Annotated in this window: 20 protein-coding genes; 8 read left to right on the forward strand and 12 right to left on the reverse strand. The window is 61.9% G+C overall.

Going from position 1 to position 19,591, the window contains the following annotated elements:
* Positions 1-603 (forward strand): RES family NAD+ phosphorylase (locus U5805_RS23830; RefSeq protein WP_322105971.1); only part of this gene is annotated, 603 nt, incomplete at its 5' end.
* 128 nt (positions 604-731) lie between these two features.
* On the opposite strand, the gene U5805_RS23835 is transcribed toward U5805_RS23830, so the two are convergent.
* On the reverse strand, positions 732-1,838 hold the full coding sequence (locus tag U5805_RS23835; RefSeq protein WP_322105972.1) for an IS5 family transposase: 1,107 nt from the start codon (positions 1,836-1,838) through the stop codon (positions 732-734).
* A gap of 176 nt (positions 1,839-2,014) precedes the next feature.
* Between U5805_RS23835 and U5805_RS23840 the strand changes: the two genes are divergently transcribed.
* A complete protein-coding gene (locus U5805_RS23840) occupies positions 2,015-2,455 on the forward strand; it encodes an SET domain-containing protein (protein WP_322105973.1) in 441 nt (146 codons plus the stop codon).
* Between the two features lie 60 nt (positions 2,456-2,515).
* Here U5805_RS23840 and U5805_RS23845 read toward each other — a convergent pair whose 3' ends face one another.
* Both U5805_RS23845 and U5805_RS23850 read right to left on the reverse strand, forming a co-directional pair.
* Positions 2,516-2,974 carry a BLUF domain-containing protein gene (locus U5805_RS23845; RefSeq protein WP_322105974.1) on the reverse strand — a complete coding sequence of 153 codons (459 nt, stop codon included), beginning with the start codon at positions 2,972-2,974 and terminating at the stop codon, positions 2,516-2,518.
* Positions 2,975-3,128: 154 nt separating this feature from the next.
* Positions 3,129-3,515 carry a helix-turn-helix domain-containing protein gene (locus U5805_RS23850; RefSeq protein ID WP_322105975.1) on the reverse strand — a complete coding sequence of 129 codons (387 nt, stop codon included), beginning with the start codon at positions 3,513-3,515 and terminating at the stop codon, positions 3,129-3,131.
* Positions 3,516-3,813: 298 nt separating this feature from the next.
* Here U5805_RS23850 and U5805_RS23855 point away from each other — a divergent pair, with 298 nt between their 5' ends.
* Complete coding sequence (locus tag U5805_RS23855; RefSeq protein ID WP_322105976.1) at positions 3,814-4,281, forward strand: hypothetical protein; 468 nt, start codon at positions 3,814-3,816, stop codon at positions 4,279-4,281.
* A gap of 432 nt (positions 4,282-4,713) precedes the next feature.
* Here the strand turns inward: U5805_RS23855 and U5805_RS23860 are convergent, their stop codons facing one another.
* The 6 genes from U5805_RS23860 to U5805_RS23885 form a co-directional block, all read right to left on the reverse strand.
* Positions 4,714-4,896 (reverse strand): hypothetical protein, encoded by a 183-nt coding sequence (locus tag U5805_RS23860; RefSeq protein ID WP_322105977.1) that lies wholly within the window; start codon positions 4,894-4,896, stop codon positions 4,714-4,716.
* 70 nt (positions 4,897-4,966) lie between these two features.
* Positions 4,967-7,288: an SMC family ATPase gene (locus U5805_RS23865; RefSeq protein ID WP_322105978.1), complete on the reverse strand. Its 2,322-nt coding sequence runs from the start codon at positions 7,286-7,288 to the stop codon at positions 4,967-4,969.
* Entirely contained in the window at positions 7,276-7,875 is a 600-nt protein-coding gene (locus tag U5805_RS23870) for a hypothetical protein (protein WP_322105979.1), read from the reverse strand. The genes U5805_RS23865 and U5805_RS23870 overlap by 13 nt, the downstream gene beginning before the upstream one ends.
* Positions 7,876-8,109: 234 nt before the next feature.
* On the reverse strand, positions 8,110-9,462 hold the full coding sequence (locus tag U5805_RS23875) for a metallophosphatase family protein (RefSeq protein ID WP_322105980.1): 1,353 nt from the start codon (positions 9,460-9,462) through the stop codon (positions 8,110-8,112).
* A 74-nt stretch (positions 9,463-9,536) separates the two neighbouring features.
* Positions 9,537-10,844, reverse strand: a complete 1,308-nt coding sequence (locus tag U5805_RS23880) for a hypothetical protein (protein WP_322105981.1) — start codon at positions 10,842-10,844, stop codon at positions 9,537-9,539.
* On the reverse strand, positions 10,841-11,110 hold the full coding sequence (locus U5805_RS23885; protein WP_322105982.1) for a hypothetical protein: 270 nt from the start codon (positions 11,108-11,110) through the stop codon (positions 10,841-10,843). The genes U5805_RS23880 and U5805_RS23885 overlap by 4 nt, the downstream gene beginning before the upstream one ends.
* A 557-nt stretch (positions 11,111-11,667) precedes the next feature.
* Between U5805_RS23885 and U5805_RS23890 the strand changes: the two genes are divergently transcribed.
* The 3 genes from U5805_RS23890 (at position 11,668) to U5805_RS23900 (ending at position 13,755) form a co-directional block, all read left to right on the forward strand.
* Positions 11,668-12,375: a DUF1845 domain-containing protein gene (locus U5805_RS23890; RefSeq protein WP_322105983.1), complete on the forward strand. Its 708-nt coding sequence runs from the start codon at positions 11,668-11,670 to the stop codon at positions 12,373-12,375.
* A 94-nt stretch (positions 12,376-12,469) separates the two neighbouring features.
* Positions 12,470-13,327 carry a hypothetical protein gene (locus U5805_RS23895; RefSeq protein ID WP_322105984.1) on the forward strand — a complete coding sequence of 286 codons (858 nt, stop codon included), beginning with the start codon at positions 12,470-12,472 and terminating at the stop codon, positions 13,325-13,327.
* Positions 13,328-13,338: 11 nt separating this feature from the next.
* Complete coding sequence (locus tag U5805_RS23900) at positions 13,339-13,755, forward strand: polymer-forming cytoskeletal protein (RefSeq protein ID WP_322105985.1); 417 nt, start codon at positions 13,339-13,341, stop codon at positions 13,753-13,755.
* Positions 13,756-13,774: 19 nt separating this feature from the next.
* Here U5805_RS23900 and U5805_RS23905 read toward each other — a convergent pair whose 3' ends face one another.
* Entirely contained in the window at positions 13,775-15,730 is a 1,956-nt protein-coding gene (locus U5805_RS23905) for an ATP-binding protein (protein WP_322105986.1), read from the reverse strand.
* A gap of 314 nt (positions 15,731-16,044) precedes the next feature.
* On the opposite strand from U5805_RS23905, the gene U5805_RS23910 reads away from it, so the two are divergent.
* Positions 16,045-16,521, forward strand: coding sequence for a PRC-barrel domain-containing protein (locus U5805_RS23910; RefSeq protein WP_322105987.1), 477 nt, complete (start codon positions 16,045-16,047; stop codon positions 16,519-16,521).
* Positions 16,522-16,655: 134 nt separating this feature from the next.
* Here the strand turns inward: U5805_RS23910 and U5805_RS23915 are convergent, their stop codons facing one another.
* On the reverse strand, positions 16,656-17,126 hold the full coding sequence (locus U5805_RS23915; RefSeq protein WP_322105988.1) for a response regulator: 471 nt from the start codon (positions 17,124-17,126) through the stop codon (positions 16,656-16,658).
* Between the two features lie 352 nt (positions 17,127-17,478).
* Here U5805_RS23915 and U5805_RS23920 point away from each other — a divergent pair, with 352 nt between their 5' ends.
* Complete coding sequence (locus tag U5805_RS23920; protein WP_322106043.1) at positions 17,479-17,928, forward strand: response regulator; 450 nt, start codon at positions 17,479-17,481, stop codon at positions 17,926-17,928.
* A 15-nt stretch (positions 17,929-17,943) separates the two neighbouring features.
* On the opposite strand, the gene U5805_RS23925 is transcribed toward U5805_RS23920, so the two are convergent.
* Positions 17,944-19,539, reverse strand: a complete 1,596-nt coding sequence (locus U5805_RS23925) for a sensor histidine kinase (protein WP_322105989.1) — start codon at positions 19,537-19,539, stop codon at positions 17,944-17,946.
* Between the last annotated feature and the right edge of the window lie 52 nt (positions 19,540-19,591).

Here is a 19,591-nt window from a genome sequence, read left to right on the forward strand (position 1 = left end):
AGCTGGGCGCGCTTCTGCGAAGTCGTCAAGCATCGACGACGGTTTTTCTTTGCGCACCTAGGTGGCACGGACGACGATAGGGACTCCTACTCATGCGGCGCCCTCCTTCACGAAATCGCGACAATGTCAGAGCGAATGGGACTCGTCAACACACTGCCCAGTGAGACATTGCTTTGGCGCGCCAGAACGGACATCAAAAAAGGCAAGAAGGTCGTATGGACTGACTTTGGCCCACCACCCGAGGAATTTGCCAATCAGAGCAATCGCATGAACCCTGCTGGCATTCCGATGATGTATCTCGCCTCGTCTGCGGCAGGCGCAACGAAGGAAACGCGAGCCACCTCGGCTCGGGTCGGCTGCTGGACCACTCTTCGCGATGCGAGGATCCTTGATCTTCGTAGCATACCGGCCGTGCCAGGGATATTTGCGGAAGCCACGCGCGATGCAACCCTCGCGTTGAGCTTCCTGAATAGCTTCGTCGCGGCAATTACAAGTCCCGTCGCACGTGATGATCGCGTCCACGTCGAATACTTGCCATCGCAGGTCGTCTCGGAATTTCTTCGAGGCTTCAGATTCGACGCCGGCGCTCTAGCAGGCTGTTGAAATATCCTTTTGTGAACGCGCGCTCGCTTATTCGGAAGAGCTGGCGCGATGCGGTGTTCGGAATGAATCGATGCCGACGTTCCTTGATTCAGGTGCTGCCGATGCCGCTTTACTTCTCACTGACGCTTTCAAGCTGCCCGAGCAGCAAGGGTTCGCATGCGGGTCAAGTTGTACGCTGCCTGAGTCAGCAGAAAAAGCTGGTCGATTCGCCTCAGACCTCGATACATCGCCTGCCGAATCCCGCCGACGGTCTTGCCCCACCTAAACACCTGCTCGATGCGTTTGCGTTTGCACTGACTGATTGCATAGCCAGGCCATCGCGTCGTTCGAGCGTCAATCGCGGAACCGCCCGCGCGTGCATCGTTTTGCGCTACATGCGGTGTCACATTGTTCGCGCGGCACGTTGCCACGAAGGCGGCCGTGTCGTAGTTCTTGTCAGCACCGACCGTAATGGACGCACCGGCAAATCGCGCAGCATCTGCAAGCATCTCTGCGGCCGCATCCCGCTCGGCGGTGCCGTTGGCCTGTGTGACCTGTGCGTTCACTACGAGGCCGTGCCGGTTATCGGTCAGCACGTGGCCCATGTAGCAAAGCACCGCGCCCGTACCACGACTCTTGCGGAACAGTCGCGCCTGATTGTCCGTGCTCGATTCATGGGTGTCGTTGCTGCGCTTCTCGCCGCGCCAGTTTTCCTGAGAGCCGGCGCCGCCGTCAGGCGGCGAGTCGTCATCCGGCTTCGTCTTAGGCACAAAGCTCTTGTGTCCCGCCCAAGCCTGAATGAGCGTGCCGTCGACGCTGAAATGCTCGCCCGACAGGTGCCCGCGCACGCGCGCCGTCTCGACCGTCTCGTTGAACAGACTGACAATGACATCATGGACTATCAGCCGGTCGCGGTTCTTGCTGAAGGTGGAGTGGTCCCAAACCGCATCGTCCATTGCCAGTCCGACGAACCATCGAAACAACATGTTGTAGGAGATTTGCTCCATCAACATGCGTTCGCTTCGAATCGAATACAGCACTTGCAACAGCAGGGCGCGAACCAGCTTCTCTGGCGCAATGCTCGGACGACCGTCCCTCGCATCGCTCTCGTACATGCGAGAAAAGACCGTATCCATGCGGGCGAGCGCCTCGTTCAGCCACAAGCGAATCGGTCGAAGCGGATGATTGGCCGGAACGAAGTCGTCCAGCTTGGACATCGTGAACATCGATTCGGTGTAGCCGTCCGCTCCGCGCATCGTTTCAGTCTCAGTGTCGTTCGATTCCTTGAATCAACGTTTCTCCCTTGCGCACGGATGACCCCCGCAGAGGGTATTTCAACAGCCTGCTAGACGTTCAAACCGGTGTCGTTGCAGCGTTGCAGCGTACAGGGCAGGCGCTATACTCGCCGCCTCTCCCCACGCCCTATCGAACCATGAAACGATTTGTTGTATGTCGCTCGCCAATCCACGGCAGAGGCGTCTTTGCGCTTCGCCCCATTCCAGCGGGCGAACGGATAGTCGAATACAAGGGGTTGGTGACATCCTGGAGTGAGGCCGCGCACTACTGCGCGCAGAGAGCAGAGGACGGACACACGTTTCTTTTCGGGCTGGCTGATGGCCGCGTTATCGACGGCGCGCGAGGGGGCAACAGTGCACGCTGGTTCAACCACGCGTGCGTTGCCAATTGCTCGGCGGTCGAAGAAGCCGGCCGCGTCTATTTCGACGCAAACCGCGCAATCAAGCCTAGCGAGGAACTGTTCATCGATTATGCGCTGGAACTTCCAAAGCCCAGGACGCGAAAATCTGTGGCGGCATATCGATGCTATTGTGGCGTAAAACGCTGCCGCGGGACGATGCTCGGCTCGGCTCCGTGATCTGGCCGGTGCTGCCGCCGCGCTGAACGACGAGCATAGGATGTTTCAACGAGGATTTGGCTAACAGTCCTTGAGCAGTACGCTGAACGAGCCAATGGGAATGGCCGGCTGTTCATCATGCGAATGCCGTTGCGATGCAGAACATATCCTGACCACGGTATTGATTAACGCCGCATCGTCGCCGGACCAGTGGTGCAAGAACGATTCCAGACGCACAGAGCCGTCTTTCTCGCCGTAGAAATAACGCATCGACCACCCGTCGAAGCGGCGCACACCAATGGTTTCGATGGCGAGAATCTTCATCGCGCGATGCCGGGGATCGGTTTCCATGCGCCGCAACAGAGCGGCCACGCGCGCACGGTCGCCCTCCAGATACTGGATAAAGTTTGGTCCCGCGCGGACCAGAAATCCCGAAATTCCCCGGGCACTGTTCAGCCGTTGTGAATCCGCCACCAACTGCTCGATATCGGAGGCGCGCAGTCCTTCTGATACTTCGCTGATATACACAGCGCTTAACATCTGGATCTCCGTTCATGCACCATCGCAATATTCCAGTTTCCCGGGCAGAGGGGCTTCTTACGACAAACTCCGAATCCCGGTGTAACGGAAAGCAACCGTCGTGCCTCGGCGGCGCGTCCGGGTTCTATCGACCACCCGGCCCCGCCGCCCACAGTCACTGTCGCCAGCCAAGATCACGAATCAGGCGATTGATGTGTGAGGACGAATAGCGAATGTGAAACTCCCGCTCAATGAAGTAACGAATTAGCTCATTCGTCCAGTGATCGCCAGGCAAGCCTTGATGTTCAGGTGCCATCTTCAATGCTCTGGAGATCCGTGCCAACGCTTCAGCAGGAAGCTGACGGCGGCGACCCACGTCTCCAAGCTCCATCAGTGCCTGCACGCCCCCGCTTTCAAACGCAGCACGATAGCGCCGCGCGGTGGCCGGACTTAGCATGAGCTCCTGTGAAACCCGCTTCAGACTGATTCCTGATGCCAGCATCTGCGCAGCACACGCGCGTCGATCCGACCAGGGGGGGCGGCAAACCGGCTTGTTGGTCATCGTGATCGCTCCCCTCGCTAGCGTTCCTGATTATCGCCCAGGCGATGCAACCACGTCGTCCGGTGGCAGCGCGAGGCACGCGCGTGCGCTGTCCGAAACCTTGGAGGCGAATTTTTAGGCGGTCGTGGTTCCCGCGAAGATCCTTATCTTTTTCCAGACGACACCACGCTTGACGGTTAGTTGCACGAAATATATTCAAAACCGTCAGATCCTGTGTCAGCCGTCTGGCTTGACTTTGCGGCACGCTCTGTAGCCTGGACTAGCCGTCGCTGTGGCGGTAATCTCCAAGGAGCATCCCATGTCGTATCGAAGTTCTTTCTTCCCCATCGTCTATCCCGGCGAGACGGGCCGTCCGAGCACCATGGAATACCGCGTGGTGTTCACTGCTCGAGAACCGTGGCTGGCTATCATCGAACTGCGGCAAAACCTCGTCGAGTTCCCCAGTCCCGTCGCGGCGGCAAGCGCGCGCGACCAGGTGGTCAACCGCGTGCTCGACAATGACGTCCGCGGCCTGCCACTTGGCGCGCTACGGCTTGTCGCAACCGACGACTCCGGTTCATTTGAGTACGAGATGCAGCCGGACATTCACGACTATCTCGAGCGTGGCAACCGGTATAAAGCCACACCGCATCGGACGCGCGGTGGCCAGCACATCGAACGCATCGAGATTAGCCCGGCCAACCTTGTTGCAGGACGGGTGCGCGTCGACACCGTGCACGCAACGGCCGCAGCCCTGTCCGGCGAGGTAGCTGCCGCATTGCGCTGACAAGCTTGCCGGTCTGGTTGTCGCTCATTGACAGGTGGAGCACGCCGGCGGCGCAAGCTCAAAAAATAAAGCCCGCGACGTCGGAGACGTCGCGGGCTTCTTCATTGCAGGACGGTCGGGAACGACACGACGTTGACCGTTGCGTGCGATTTAACCCGGTAGCGGCGTGAGACCGCGCGCCGGAGACATGCTGCAAAGATTGCGCGTGTCAGCATAAGCAGAGAGTGCGCACAGACAGGCCGCAGCGACGATCGACGCCGCGACGGTTGCGATAACGATCTGCCTTCGCATCTGTACCTCCTTTGCTGGAATGGCAGTTCACATGATCGACGACGGCCCGTACCCCATGCCGGGGGACAAGTCGTCGCCTGATCAACGTGTCCGGTGTTAGCCCGTATAGAAGACCGCCCAGGTACGGCGGCATTGAACAGTTCACGTTGCGATGTGCGGTGCCGGCGGCTCGCTGACGTTCACCGTAATCCAGCGGCCCTCAACGAGCACGTCGCGCAGACGCGAGCCGTTGAGCATGTACTCGTGCTCTCGACCACAACGAGGCATGGCCTCACGCACCGCATGCGTGGTCGAGCGGACAACCGAAGAATGCATCTGAAACATGGTTGCTCTCCAGAGAGAAGACGAAGAGCGCCCCTCGCGGGGAATCGCTCCCCGCAAGGGTTAAAAAAAATCAACCAGCCATCGCTTCAACGTCGATAACCGCATCGGCTTCGAGCAGGAGGTCGAGTGTCTGTGAAATGAAGAATTCACGCTCGTAGCCCCCCTGTCGGAGCACTTCGCGCTTCATCTTCATGAACTGCGCCTTGCGTTCAGGGTCGAGCGGTCCGTCCGACTCGTCGCTGAACAGGGTCCCGTACGGCTGGGCGGCATGGCGTGCGAGATAAAGGGCAATGCCACGCGTAAGGCACTCGTTGATCCAGACCTTCTGTCCACCCGACATCACCGATACCGCCTTGGCGCTGTCGTTATCGGCGTCGTGGACCAGGATCTCGAAACCTTCGCGCAGATCGCCGTTTGCAAGCTCACGCTGCGTGCGGATCTCGACCGTGAAACGCGGTCCATAGCACGCAAGCAGCAGGTCATTGACCGTCTGCGTCAATGCCGGGCCCGCGTCGTCGATCGTCAACGCAACCAGACCGTCGTTCCCGAGGCCCTTTGCGAGCAGCTTCCAGTGCGCAATCTCCCCGGACAGCAGGTCAGCCCGCAAGCGGGTCGCATCGAAACCGCCAAGTTCCGTCGTCATGGCGTCGCGCTGTGTTTCGCGCGTCGCATGCTGACGGATCAATGCCTCGATGCGTGCGTCGAGCGCAGCACTGGCCTCGCGGTTCGCGACCATCTGCCGATCCAGACCTGCGATGGCGACCGAGACATCCAGTGCCGAAAGTCGCGAGACTTCCGTCTGGACATCCTGCAAGGCACTCTCCAGACGCTTCGTCTCGGCGTCACGATGCTCTGTGACCTTCGAGCGTTGCGCATCCACGCCCGCCAGCTCCGTCCGCGCCTCCGACAGCGCTCCCGCGGCCGCCTCGAGAAGCGGCTTGCGCGCCGCAAGTGTCGTTGCCGCCTGCAGATCACCACGTGCTTTCGACAACGTGTCGACCGCCTCCTTCAACGCGACGCGTTTGGGCGCAAGCCCGGCCACGACGGGCGTCAGCTTTTCCACGACCGCCTTGCGCTCACGATAGTTCGCACGAAGCTGCTCGATGGAAACGCGCTGCTCGGCCGCCCTGGAAGACGCCTCGCGCGCCTGGGCAAGCAACGGGCAGGACGCGTGCATGGCATGACCCGTACATGGCACCTGATGGATCACCGCTGCCTGCTGCTGCAACGTCGCCAGCAATGCCGCTTTCGTCTGCCCCCGCTCGTGCACGCCTTGCAGCGCGGCACTTGCGTCAGTCAGGACAGTCTGCTGCGGCTCCAGCTGCGCGATATCGTTCTGGAGCGCCTGAATGCGCGCTTCTTCGCGACCGATGATCAACTGGGCCTGATCGCACTGCGCCTGGGCGCCTTCGATCTTGGCGCGCTGCGAGAGCGTGGCTTCGTGCATGACAACACTCTTTCCAAGTGCTGCGCGCCGTTCATCGAGGTGCCTGAGAAGCTCAGCGGCCTGCGACGCCATGCGCGAGAGCGATGCATTGATCTCGCCACGCTGCTTCTCAAGCTCGCGAAGGCGTGCCTCGACCGTGGCCGATTCCGCCTGCTTCGCTGCCAGCGTTGCCCGCTGCTGCGTGAGCGTCTGCGCAGTGGCCAGAAGGCCCTCGCGCTCGCGCCGTGCAGCCGCAATCGTCTCGGCATCCGTTGCGATCGCGCGTTCGGTCGCCGTCAGCGTGTCGCGCTTCTGGCTCAGGGCTGCGAGTTCGCGCTGGATGGCGTCAAGCTTGCCACCAAGCACCTTTGCGACCTCGCCGGCTTTCGCCGACAACGCCCGCAAGTGATCGATGTGAAGCAGCTCTGCAAGCAGCGACTTGATCTCGCTGGCGTTGTAGGAGGCAAGCGGTCGCCGGTTCTGGGCAGAAAAAACGCTCGTGAAAAACGATTCGAGCGAACCGCACACCGACTCGACGCAGCGGTCGTAGGTGTCCGCCTTCCCATCCGATCGCGTACCATCCGGCGCCGTGAACGGTTGCCAGAGACCGGCTCCATCACGCCACGCAAGGAAATATTCCGCCTTGTTGGTCTTGCCGGGTTTGCGAAAGGCGAAGGTCGAGCGGTAACGCACGTTGGCGTGGTCCCATTCGAGGATCTTCTGCGCATGAGGCCCACTCACGTGGTCCCAGTACGAGAAGGCGTCGACCGAGAGCTTCGCGGCGTGCGAGGGCATGATCCGGTACGGCTGCAGGTTATCCATGAGCGTCGACTTGCCCGCACCGTTTTTCCCCTTGAGGGCAATCAGGCCAACGGGCAGCGACTCGAGATCGAGCGTGACGCTCTCGCGACGCATGCCGTCCCGCACGCCGTGAAAGCCTTCGAGCGTGAGGGTCAGTGGTCGCATGGGAGGCCCCCGTCCGTCGTACCGGGCAGACCGGCTGGATCATCATGCAGGTAGTCCGAGGGCAGCCACGGCACATCGTCATCGTCGGGAAACGACGATGAAACGATCCGGTCGACGGGCGCAACGGCAACCGTCGTGGCAACCCGCTCTACCGGTGCCGCTGGTTGCGCAGGCGCCGGCGGCACAATGGTGCCGTCAATCGCACGCTCGAGCGCCGTGCAGGCCGCGGAGAAGCGCATCCCTGCCATCTTGAGAAGCTGCTCCCAGTTTTCGCAACCGGTGAGCGCCTTGATCTCACGAGCCGACCACTGACTCGCATAGCCGTGGCTGTGCGACCAGAGCAGGTTCGTCATCTTCACGTCCGGTGCGACGACGAGTTCGAGCTCGTCGGCGTCACGTTCATGGACCATCACAACGAAGCCGTGGCGGACAGCAACAACGGCGCCGCGCGCGGGCCCGTAGGGCTGATGGAAAAGCGCCGCGGTGAAACCGGCATGCTTCACGAGAAGCTGCTGGATGTCGACTGCGGACAACGTTGCATTGAAATGCCGGACCCAGTCGGGACCAGCGGGATAAAGACCAAACATGGATACACTCCGGATAGAAAGGACGGAGTGCGCCCCCGTCGGGAGATCGCTCCCCGTCAGGGTCAAAAGAAAATGGATGCAGTGCGTGCTGCGATCGATGCGCCAGGGCGCGGGGTGAACCTTGTTCCGGCAGTGCGCTCGCGGGCGTTACCCCGAACGCACTTCCGGAACACGGCAGTGTTCCGCGCGTGAGCGGACCATACGGGCCCCGCTCACGTGATGGCGGCGTGTTGGCTACGCCGCGAAAAGATCGCCTTCTAGCCAGTCACGATCGGCCGCGACTGGTGCCGGCGACGCCTGTGAGGGCGCCTCGACTTCGACGGCTGCGCTGGATACCAGCGACAGTCCCTTGGCCACAGGCGGCCCGTCAAGCCCGGCCAGCACCGCATCTACGATCAATGCGGCATCGCCGGTCTCGAGCATCGGCAGACGTTGCAGCAGCGGCGATGATTCGACGCTGGCCACACTGCACCAGCGCGCGAGCTTCGCTTCGACCGACGTCTCCAGACTGATGCCCTGTGCGCGGCTGCGCACGACCGGAAGAATGCGAGGTTCGAGCTTCACGCCAGGAGCGTGGGCGAACAATGCCTCGATTGCCCCGCGATCCACAGCCTGACGATGTTCCTCGTCGATCTGCCAGCGGATGCGAACGAACGCGTCGCCCGACGCCGCAGCGAGCGTGGCAAGCCGCTCCATGTCGGGCGGGCCGTCGAAGTCGATGCACACCATGCGGCGTGCAGGTGTGGCCACCAGTTCGGCCGAGGCCGAACGGGTATCCACTTCCCATAGGAGGTAACCCTTCTCCCCCTGCTCACCGAAATGAAAACGGCCGATCGACCCGGGATAGGCAATGCGACGCCCGCCGCTCTCCCAGGACTGATGCTTGTGGATGTGGCCAAGTAGAAACGCAGAACACTGCGCGTCGAAGAGTGCCGAGAGCGAGAATTCATGATCGAATCCCGCCATCGTGACGCCGTGCTCCGTCTCACAACCCACCACGGTGCCGTGCGAAATGCCGACGGTCGCAATGCCTGCCTCACGCAACTGCGTGTTCACCGTGCCGGATGCGGCCAGATACGTACCCAGCACGTCACCAAGATCGGTGGCCGCAGCGAGCGCGCCAACGCTTGCCGCGAACTGCCCCTTGTTGATCGTTGGAACACAGGTGAATACCGCATCGGATCGCATGGCGACAACGAGCGCCAGTTCCTCTTCGCTGAACACCGGGCCCGCCGACGCGAGAAAGCCGCCGTTCGCAAACGCCACCTGCTGGATGCGATCGGCAACAAACACCGTATTCGCAGACCCCATCAGCGCAAAGTTATCGAGCGTGCCGGGTGGCTCGTGCGAGAACGTGCCCTGGAGCATGATGACCGGCATCGCGGCGGCGAGCCGGTGAACGCGGCGCGCGAGTGCGTTGAGCGCCGGCGAATGTGCATCGAGCCGGTGATCGGTCGAGTCCCCCGAGATGATTGCGACGTGCGCGTTGCGTGCGATCGCGTCCTCGACGGCAAAGCCGAAACAGTGATCCGCTTCGTCCAGCCGTTCGGGCGAGTAATGCAGGTCAGAAAAATGGGCAATCTTCAAAAGTCACCTCCGTAAACGAAAATGGCTGCCCGGAGGCAGCCTTCAGTGGATTTACCGGTCGGGCCGGCAGGGATTTATTCGAACACAGCGTCCCGCACCGCTTTCGCAATCTCACGCTCAAGCAGGGTGTGATCGTCGAGAGCAGCGGCGAGGGTCGTGTTCATGCTGTCAACGTCGGCAGTACGCTGCGTCCAGCCGCGACCGAACTTCGCATGCGCGTAACAGCGGAAATCCCGCTGGCGCGTCTCTGCGTTCAGGCCGAGGCGGTTCAGCAGATCGGACATGCGGTCGCGCTTTTCTTCCAGCGTTTCCTCATGCGGCATGGGCTCACGCTCTGCGTCGTCGGCATGTGAATCGCCAACGCCCTGAGACACCGCCTCTCCAACGCTTCCGGACATGGCCGGACGCAGCGTGTGAACGTTGCCGCTGCCCTCAAGCAATGCCGAGGCGTGCGTTGCCGCTTCCAGCGCCGGGGGATGATCGTCGGCGCCGTCGAGCAGTGCGCTGATATCGATCTCCGCGTCGAGCACAGTGAGCATCTGCGCCTGCCGTACCGGATCGCCCGTTTCGTTGATCCGCGTGATCTCGAATTCGCGCTTGGAGAGCGTGAATCGCGTGCCGGTGAGCCGGCCGCGCGCAAGCGCAACGGTCTGCATCGCCGAATATGCTTTCTGCAGCACGTAGATCGAGTTGGTCGGCAGCTCGATGAGTCCCAGCCCCTTGATCTCCGGTACCGCAAAGACGAAGCGTGCGGAGAGATTGCATTGCCGCGACTGGTACTGCGGACACCGCTCGGGATTGCAGACGCCATCGGGTATCGCATCGTCCACGCGCAGTACGCTCTGGCGGGGGCCAAAGTTGCGCTGCGCCCGCTGTGCCCGCGGGTCGCGCTCCGGCTTCGCATACAGCTTGCAGAAGCGCGTGCCGTCCGGGCCGTATTCAGAGAAATACTTGCGTCCCGTCGTGCCCCACGTCGCCATCTCGTTCGGGATGTTGGCCATCCAGTCGTTGAAGGCAAAGGTAACCGGGAAGCGGTAGAGCCTTAGCCCGTCCCCGCGGTCTTCGCCGTACAGCCGCAGGATTTCGTCGGCGATCTCGGGATTCGTGAAATCGGAACGCCGGCAGGTGAAATACGGCACGTTGCGTGGTGCGAGCGCATTGCGGACGTTGCAGCGGCGCTCGATCTCCTCGCCGATCCGCTCAAACGACTCGCCGGCGGCGAGCAGTTCGTCGTACAGCTTCGCGGCACGTTCGTTCTTGCGCGCGACCGACGTGAGCACCTTGATGCCGGGCCGGATACGCCCAATGACGGGCGGCCGCGGGGCGCGCTCCTCGACGATGCTCCGCACGGGCGCACCGTTCATGCTGATGACAGCGTTCATGATGGTTTTCTCGCAAGGATAAAGATCGCCGAGGTGCGCATCTGGCTGGCCGACTGCGCCAGGTTCGATGCTGCGGCCTCACCGCGGTGCGTGGCGATGTGGGAAAGAACGACACGACGCTCGCTGTCGGCAAGCATCGCGATCTGCGCGACCTCACAGCGCGCGCGCCAGGTGGGCGTCGTGGTGTCGTTTGTGGCGCGCTCGCTTTCGATCGTGCGGCTGATCGTGTCGGCGATGCGCTGGTCAACGGAACTGGAGAGAAGCATGAGGCGCCTCCGGGAAGGGAATGAAAAAACACAGGACGAAAAAAAACGCGTACCTCGCTGTGGAGGAACGCGTTTTCTGGAACCGGATGGAGATGACCCGCACGCCACGTCCCTTTCGGGGACGTGGCGCACAGGGAGCCGTTGGGCTCATAGCGGGGAACGGAAAGTCGTTCCCGGCGCGACATGGTCACGTCGCGCAGGACAGCCCTTTTTCGAAAACATCCAGTTTTCGCCGCAGGATCACGGGTCAGTCCACTTCGATCGCTCTGCCCAGGCTGGCGCCTTGAGAGAGAACACCCGAATGACAGGGCCTCGAACGATGTCGCGGCGCAAATGAATGCGACCGGCAACGAGTATCACGACTGACTGAAGGGGAGCGCGTGGCGAGACGCTCAGCACAAGAGAGATTCCACACCAGGGCCAGCTGGTCGGAGCATGCCGCGAGGGCATGGCTTGGGGCAGTAGACGGACTCCGGGCTACGGAGTCGAGGTCGATGCGTCGGTAGACGCGAGCAATGAAGTCAGTATCAGCGAAAAACGCCCCTGCTGCGCCCGGAATGATGACCGATATCGTGCAGCTTTTGCCCATTCTCGTCCGACGAATACCGTTGACAATGGCATCCGAGAGAGACCACACCGCAAAACACATCATGGCCGCCGTACTTGAAACGGCGCCGCTGCCGGACGATCGTCCCGGCGGGCCGGCGCATGGCGGGACGCCCGACGCGCCCGCCAACCTCACTGCAGTGCCGTCGGGCACCGGGCTCAAGCCCATCGAGCGTCTAACGAGCGACACGCGCTACGCGAAGATCATCGCCGAAGCGGAGCACCTCACGACATTGCAGTATTGCTCCCTCTTCACGCGCACGTTTGTCCGGTCTGATTACAACTTCTGCGCGAGCAAGATCTCGGTCGCGCGGGGAGGCAAACTGCAGGCTCTCGACGCTGCCATGCGTGAAACCAGTGAATGGTTCCGGATGGCCATCGACTGGGTCGAGCAGCTCGGTGCACGCCAGATGCCCTGGCCGTCGGAAAGCATCGGGCTGGAGGTGAAACGTCCCCTCGCTGGCCAGCTGGTCCGCTGCCTGTCGCAATATGAGCGACTGTTCAAGCGCGCTGCCGAAGCCAACCGCGAAGGCAAGCTCAGCGCCGAACGGACCGCTGCCATGCTCGCGAACGCCGAGAAAAAGCTCAAGCACATCGTTCAGGTGTGTATTCCCGACAACGAAGAATACGAGGCCGGTGGCGAACGCCGCGACGGCTGAATACCGATACGTCCGCCATGCCCGTCATGTTCGCCAGCTTGACTTCGTTGCTGGCCGGATACGCTCGCCCCTAACCACCGTGAGGAGAACAAGCATGGAGATCGATCTCCGCGAAATCCAGGACCTGCACGCGCGCTATGCGCGCGTGCCCGTCACCATTGACCTTGAGGCGCAGGTCCGTTCGCGCCCCGCCCCATTGCTGCTCGCACACGATGCCGCGATTCGCCCGTCCGGAGTCCGGCGAGTCTGGGACGCGCGAGGGAAGGTGGGGCGCAGCGCACTGATGGTGATTGGTGGCACCGTTGTCTGTGCAGCGATCGGTATGGGAGCCGCGAAGCTCTACGGACTGGGGGGCAATACCGCTCACGTTCAACCGCATGACGCGGCGACGAAACCAGCGGCGTCGATTGCGACGCCCAGCGCGGCCGGTGAAAATCCCGTGAGCGACGCCGACGCGCTAACGCAAGGGGATTTTGACCAGCCCCCGGCACGCGCCAGCGGACTGACCGCCATTGATCCGTCTCAACTGACGCATCAGGCAGCTACGGCCGCATCGACTTCCGCCTCTCGCTCCGGCTCGACACCAACGGTTACCGTTGCCGCTATCGACGAGCAGCGCGTGGCCGCTTCGCCGATCCGCCAGCACAGCGTCCAGCACCCGGACGCGCTCGCCGTGTCGCAACCCGCGTCCGCGTCCGCGTCGGCGTCGGCGTCGGCAGCAGCGGATCCGCATGCGAAAGCGGCGGATAACAGTAGCGTTGAGCCGGCCACGTCGGCACGAACCGCATCCGGCTCGCCATCACCGGCGCCGGCGCAGCTGCCCGTTCGTCGCACGGCGCATCGCGTCCCGTCGACCGCGCATGAGTCGCAGCAGTCAACCGCCGACGGCAAGACGGTACAGACCAAACCTCTCGCCCCCGCAACCCGCGGCGGCGACGTCCAACTTTTCTGAGGCATACGCGAATGAAGAACCAGCTCAACGTTACGCTGCTGGCGCCGGGCGCCATGATCGAGGGCAATCTCATTCTGGATCATGGTTTGAGCCTGTTCGGCATCGTCGACGGCAACCTGATTGCCAACGAGGGCCTGCTACACATCGGTCAGGGTGGTCTGGTCAAGGGACAGGTCGAGGGTGAACACGTGCGCGTCGACGGCACTGTCGAAGGCGATCTGCACGCGCGAGGATCGCTGGAAATCAACGGGCGCGTAAAGGGAAACATTTTTTACTGTGGCTCCATCAGACTCGGACCATCCGCATCACTCGACGGACAACTCAAGCGGGTCGGTCGCGAACTGGTGATCGAGAACACCGCTACGGCTTCCGCCGACCCGACGCCATCCAACGTTCAGCATCTCTCGCGGCCTGCCAGCGCCGTTTAGTCTCGAGATCCGGAAAGGTTCAGGCTTTCAGCCCTCGAAAGGCCTCACTCGCGCCACCCATCCTCGCGACGCGCTCCAGCAGGTCCTCAAGGCTCGCGGGATCAACGGGCTTGACCAGGTGCTCGTCGAAGCCTGCGGCCTTCGTACGCTGATAATCCTCAGCCTGCCCCCAGCCCGTTATCGCTACCAGCCACACCCCCGCCTGCGTGGTCCTCGCACGGAGTTCTCGGGCCACGGCATGGCCGTCCATGCCGGGCATCCCTATGTCCACCAGCGCGAGCGCGGGTGCGATCCCGTCGACCGCGTCCAGCGCGTCTGCGCCCGAGTAAAACACGTGGGCGTTGCCCCCCGCGAGTTCGACAAGTGCGCCAAGACTGTCGGCCGAGTCGCGGTTATCGTCGACGATGAGAACCTTCAATCCCATACAAGAAAATGTCCTACGGGCACGCGGAGCCCCTTTTCTCCCCGGGGCCGTGATGAGCGGTAGTGTGACGGTAAAACAACTGCCCTTGCCGGGACCCTCGCTTGTCACCGCAATCGCTCCAGCGTGCAATTCGACGAGCTTGCGGGCCAACGCGAGTCCGACGCCAAGTCCTTCGCTGTGCACCGAAGCGGGCTCAAGACGCGTGAACAAGGCAAACAGCCGGCCAACGTCGGCGGGCGCGATGCCTATGCCCCTGTCGACGACGCGCACGACCGCCCTGTCGCCCACTCGCTGCATCGACAGATCGATGAGCCCCGCTTCGGGCGAGTACTTTGCGGCATTGTTGAGCAGGTTGGAAAACACCTGCGTCAGTCGTACCTCGTCTCCGTTTACCCAGAGCGGCTCTGCGGGGAAGCGGATCTGAAGTTCGTGGCTGCCCTTCTCGATCGCAGGCCGGCTGAGATCAAATGCCGATTTCAACGTTTCGGCCAGATCGACGTCTGCCCGACGAAGTTCAAGACTGCCCGTACTGATTCGCGCCACGTCCATCAGGTCGTCAACGAGGCGAACGAGATGCGTGACCTGACGCTCCATCATCGTCACAATGCTGCTGGCCTTTTCACCGACTGCTAGCGTTCTGAGCAATCGCAAGCCGTTGCGGATCGGGGCGAGGGGATTGCGCAGTTCGTGCGCGAGCATGGCGAGAAAGCGGTCCTTCATGCGGTCCGCCTCGATCAGGCTTCGTTCGGCATCTTTCTGTACCGTGATATCGGTCGCGGTACCGAACCATTCGACGACTTTGCCATCAGCATCGCAGATCGGGACCGCCCGCGAAAGCGCCCACCCCAATGAACCATCCGCACGAATCACCCGGTGTTCCAGTTCAAAGGAACCTTGTGTCTGTACCGCCTCGTCGATCGCTGAGCGAACGCGTTGGCGCTCCGCCGGCGGCACATAGCTGTCGAACCACGCACAGTCTGCCCTGGCATCGCTGACGAAGCCACGCCCCTTGAGCTCGCGCAGTTCACCCCAGTCAGCGCTCAACCGGTAGATCGCGTTGGAACTCGCCAGCGTGAGCGCCCGCAACTGGGCTTCGTTTTCCCGCAGCCGCCGCTGAGCAAGCATCTTGTCGGTAGCCTCCCACACCGTGCAGACTAACCCTTGAATCGCGCCGGTCTGATCGCGCAGGGGTGAATAGGAGAAGGAAAACCATGTCTGTTCCGCTTGCCCAGAGCGGTCGATCACAAGGGGCAGATCTTCCCGATATACAGGGTGCCCATCCAGTGCGGTCTGGACGAGCGCACCGACGTCGGCCCAGATCTCACCCCAGACGATCTTTAGCGGACTCCCGAGTGATTTTGGATGTTTTCCTCCAAGCATCGACACGTACGGCGTGTTGTAGACCATACAAAGTGAAGTTCCCCACGCAGCCCACATCGGGACATGAGAATCCATCATCAGTTGCACGATCGTGCGAAATTCAGGAGCCCAGGTATCCGGAAAACCAAGCGGACTCGTACTCCAGTCGTGCGCTGCGATCACCTGTTCCATTTCTTGCGACTGAGTGGGCCGCGTCTGCTGGCGTGCCGAAGCGACCCTCGCATAGCCTGGGCTCGGTGGCACGTCAGATGTGACGGAAACGTCAACGCGTCGGGTCATTGTGTAATCCAGGTGTTTTGCGTCAGAAGACCGTCGGACGTTCCAGTTTAACGTGCGATGAAAACGGTTGGGCCGTACAGCCGGAATCCTTCACAGCATGGCCTTCATGAATGGTGGCCGCCAATGTACCCAACTCACAACCCGGCACGCCCCGTGTGTGGGCTGTCGCAGCTCTCAAGGTAGTTCGACATACGGAGGAACCGAACATGGCTATCGTTGACCCCCAACCGGGTACACCCGGGGCGCAAATCATTGGCAACGGAGCGGGCCAAGGCCCGGGTCCCGAGATCATGGCCGCAGGAACGCTCGACGGCACCAGGGTCTTTTCGGCAGACGGCGAGCACGTTGGCAAGATTTCATCGATCATGCTGGACGTCAGTGGCGGACACATCGCCTATGCTGTGCTCGCCGAGGGAGGCTTTCTCGGCGTGGGCGCGACCCTTCACGCCATCCCGTGGAATGCGCTGACCCTCGATACCAGCGAAAAATGCTTCCGGGTAGGGATTTCGGCCCAGCGTATCAAGGATGACCCGGGCTTCGACAAGGATCACTGGCCTACCATGGCCGATCCCTCCTGGGGCGCGCAGTTGCACGAGCACTATGACCGGCGACCGTACTGGCTCGCCACCGGGGCTCTGCCGGGGCGCGACGCCGAAGCCGGCAATCCGCCTGTCGACCTATGATCAGGTCCTGAATCGCTCAGGGAGAAAAAAAATCGCCATGCGCCGGGGCCGGAAATACCGGCGCAGCCGTGACCTCGACACCCCCAAAAAGCTCCCAACCGGGAGGCCAGACGTTCTCGTTTGCATGCGGGTCATCATGGCCAGCACGCAGCGTTGATTGCCGTCCAGTGAGAGGCGGCGGTAAGCTCACACCGCAAAATTGCCTGCCTGCAAATTGGGCCATGTTGCGTCGCGCGCGTCGGCGCGGCGAGACGCACCGCCAACAGCGCTGAAACGGCTTCCAGCAATTCGTTGACCACTATCGGCTTGCGAAAGAACCGCGTCCAGCAATGCGGACAGTCATCGGGTTCCACGGCAGCAGAGAGGAGGAACAGTGGAATGCCGGCAAGCGATGGATGGGAGCGCAAGGCGCAGCACAACTGCACGCCGTCGACGTACGGCATCTGGTAATCCGTGATGACACACTCGATGGCGTCGCGATGAACGATCTCTGCCGCCCGTCTCGAATCATCGGTCATGCTCACCCGGTGGCCGTCGCCTTCGAGAGCGAGAGCCAGTGGCAGAAGATTTTCCAGGTCGTCATCAACGATCAACAGATTCGCCACGGCACCCGCTCCTGGATGTTTCGTTATCCAAAGAAATGCCAGATCCCTGCGGCCAGCTGCCATGCAGGCGTTTGCTGTCCGCTCAGGTCGGCGTGGCATAAAAGGCCGTGACGCATTTTCCGCAATCGGTATGCCACATATCCGCGATTGTGAACCTGCTCACGGTGCGCGGCGGCCGGATATCCAGATGAGGAAAGGCCCGCCGGACGTCTGTTGCACGGGTTTTTGAGGAATCCGGCAGATGAGGCAAAATATCGTCAATCGTGCCCCAGAATCTGTGCAACCTGTCCCGCACGTTGCCGCGCACGCGTCCGTCACCCGTTAAACAATGGCAGGCAATTTAATGACAGGCATCCGCCACCCCATTCTCCTTGTCGAGGACAGCGAAAACGACATCGAGCTGACGTTGATTGCCCTGGAGCGCGGAGGCATCCGCAATCCCGTTCATGTCGCTCGTGACGGCGTTCAAGCCATGGAATTCCTGCGCCGTGCCGGGAAATGGGCCGATCGCGAAGACGAGCATCCGGTCCTGGTGATCCTCGACAAGAAGCTTCCCCGACTCGATGGGCACGAGGTCATCGAACAGGTCAAGGGCGACCCGGCACTACGTGGCATTCCACTCGTCATGCTGACGTCTTCCCGGCATGAGGCTGATCTGCTGCGCAGTTACGATCTGGGCGTGAACGCGTATGTCGTGAAGCCCCTGAAGTTTGACGACTTCATGGAGGCCATAGGCGACATGGGTGCTTTCTGGATTGACCACAATACGCTGCGGCCAAGGGGATTTCTCGCCGGCGAGTAACGGCAGGCGTGCGGGTTACGTCTCCAGGGCCGGAAGCCGGACCGTGAACGTCGCGCCCTGCCCGGCGCCATCGCTGCGAACTGCGATGTCGCCGCCATGTCGCTCCGTCAGCGTTTTGGCCAGCCACAGTCCGAGTCCCAGTCCGCCTACGCGCCCCGCATGGCCAGCGTTGACCTGCTCGAAACGGTCGAAGATTTTTTCCATCGCATTGGCGGAAATACCGCAGCCGGTATCGCTCACCTGCAGCACTGCCCAGCCTGCCTGGCGGGTCAGTGTCATCGTGATACCGCCCGACTCACAGAACTTGATGGCATTTCCTGCCAGGTTCCACACAATCTGCCGGATGCGCGCTTCGTCGGCCCGCACGCGGACCGGCTCACGGGCCGTCACCTCAAGCTGAAGACCCTTGCGCTGCGCGTCAAAGCGCAACCCGTCAGCAATATCGCCTACCAGCGCGTCCAGTGAAAATTCGACGGGATCGATGGAAAGCTTGCCCGACACGATCGCGCCCGTGTCGAGAAGGTCGTCGACCATCATCGACAGTTGCCGCGCACTTCTCTGGATCGTTCCGCCGACGGTAACAGCATCAAGGCGCGTGGAGAAACGCTGCAACATTTCCGCCCAGTTCAGGATCACGCCGATGGGCGAGCGAAGCTCGTGCGTGACCGCGGCAAGAAAATGGTCCTTGGCGATCGAGGATCGTTCGCTTTCCTCCCGTGCCTCGCGCTCGACACCCGCAAGCCGCTGGTGCTCCAGCTCTCCCATCTTCCGGGCAGTAATGTCCAGCGAAAATCCCAGCATGCGCACCGGCCTGCCCTGTCCGTCGTAACGCGTGCTGCCTCCCGCCAGAACCCACCTGCCCGCCGGATAAACGATGCGGTACTCTGCCTCGTAGGTACGTCGGTGTCCTATCGCATCGGCCAGCTCCGCGCGCACCCGCTCGCGGTCGTCCGGATGCATGATCTCGTTGAACAGGCTCTGTTCCGTCAACGGGTCTTCCCGACGGATCCCCATGTTGAGTTTGCACTGGTCGGTGCACGAAATGGCACCGGTCGAAAAGTCGAGTTCCCACGCACCCACCCGGGCAAACGACAGGGCACTCTCAAGCAGTTCGCGGCTTTCGGCCAGTTTCTGGCCCGCCTCCTCTGAAATCACCTGCCGCAGTTGCGCCTGGGAGCGAAGCAGCGCCTTCTCCCGCCTTTCCTCGATCCGGGCCTCCGCCTCGCGGGTCACGTCGGAAACGCACAAGGCAAACCGGGCCGGGGAGCCGATCGGGCCGATCATCGATACCCGGATTTTCAGATATCGCGAAGCCGGGATTTGCCCTGCCGATACCGCCTCGTAACGGAAAAAAGGGGACGTGAGTGCTTCGTCCCGGGTGACGCGCGCCAACGCTGCGCGTATCCACGTTTCGCGGACCTCATCATCCGGCCCCGAAATTGACCAACAGACGCCGGAGATGACCGACCCACCGTTTCCCGGGGCGGGTGTTCCACACCAGCGGACGAAGGCACGGTTAAGTGCGACGGCGCGCCATGTCATATCGGCGATGAGGTACGCGTCATCGAGCCATTCGAACAGATCCAGCCCGGGGTTAATTTCAGGGTTCAAGACGCAGGTACTCTCGGATACATAACCGGCCTTTGGTGCCACGGACCGGCAT

Origin of the sequence: Paraburkholderia sp. J41, from assembly GCF_905220235.1 — a bacterium.
Classification (GTDB): domain Bacteria; phylum Pseudomonadota; class Gammaproteobacteria; order Burkholderiales; family Burkholderiaceae; genus Paraburkholderia.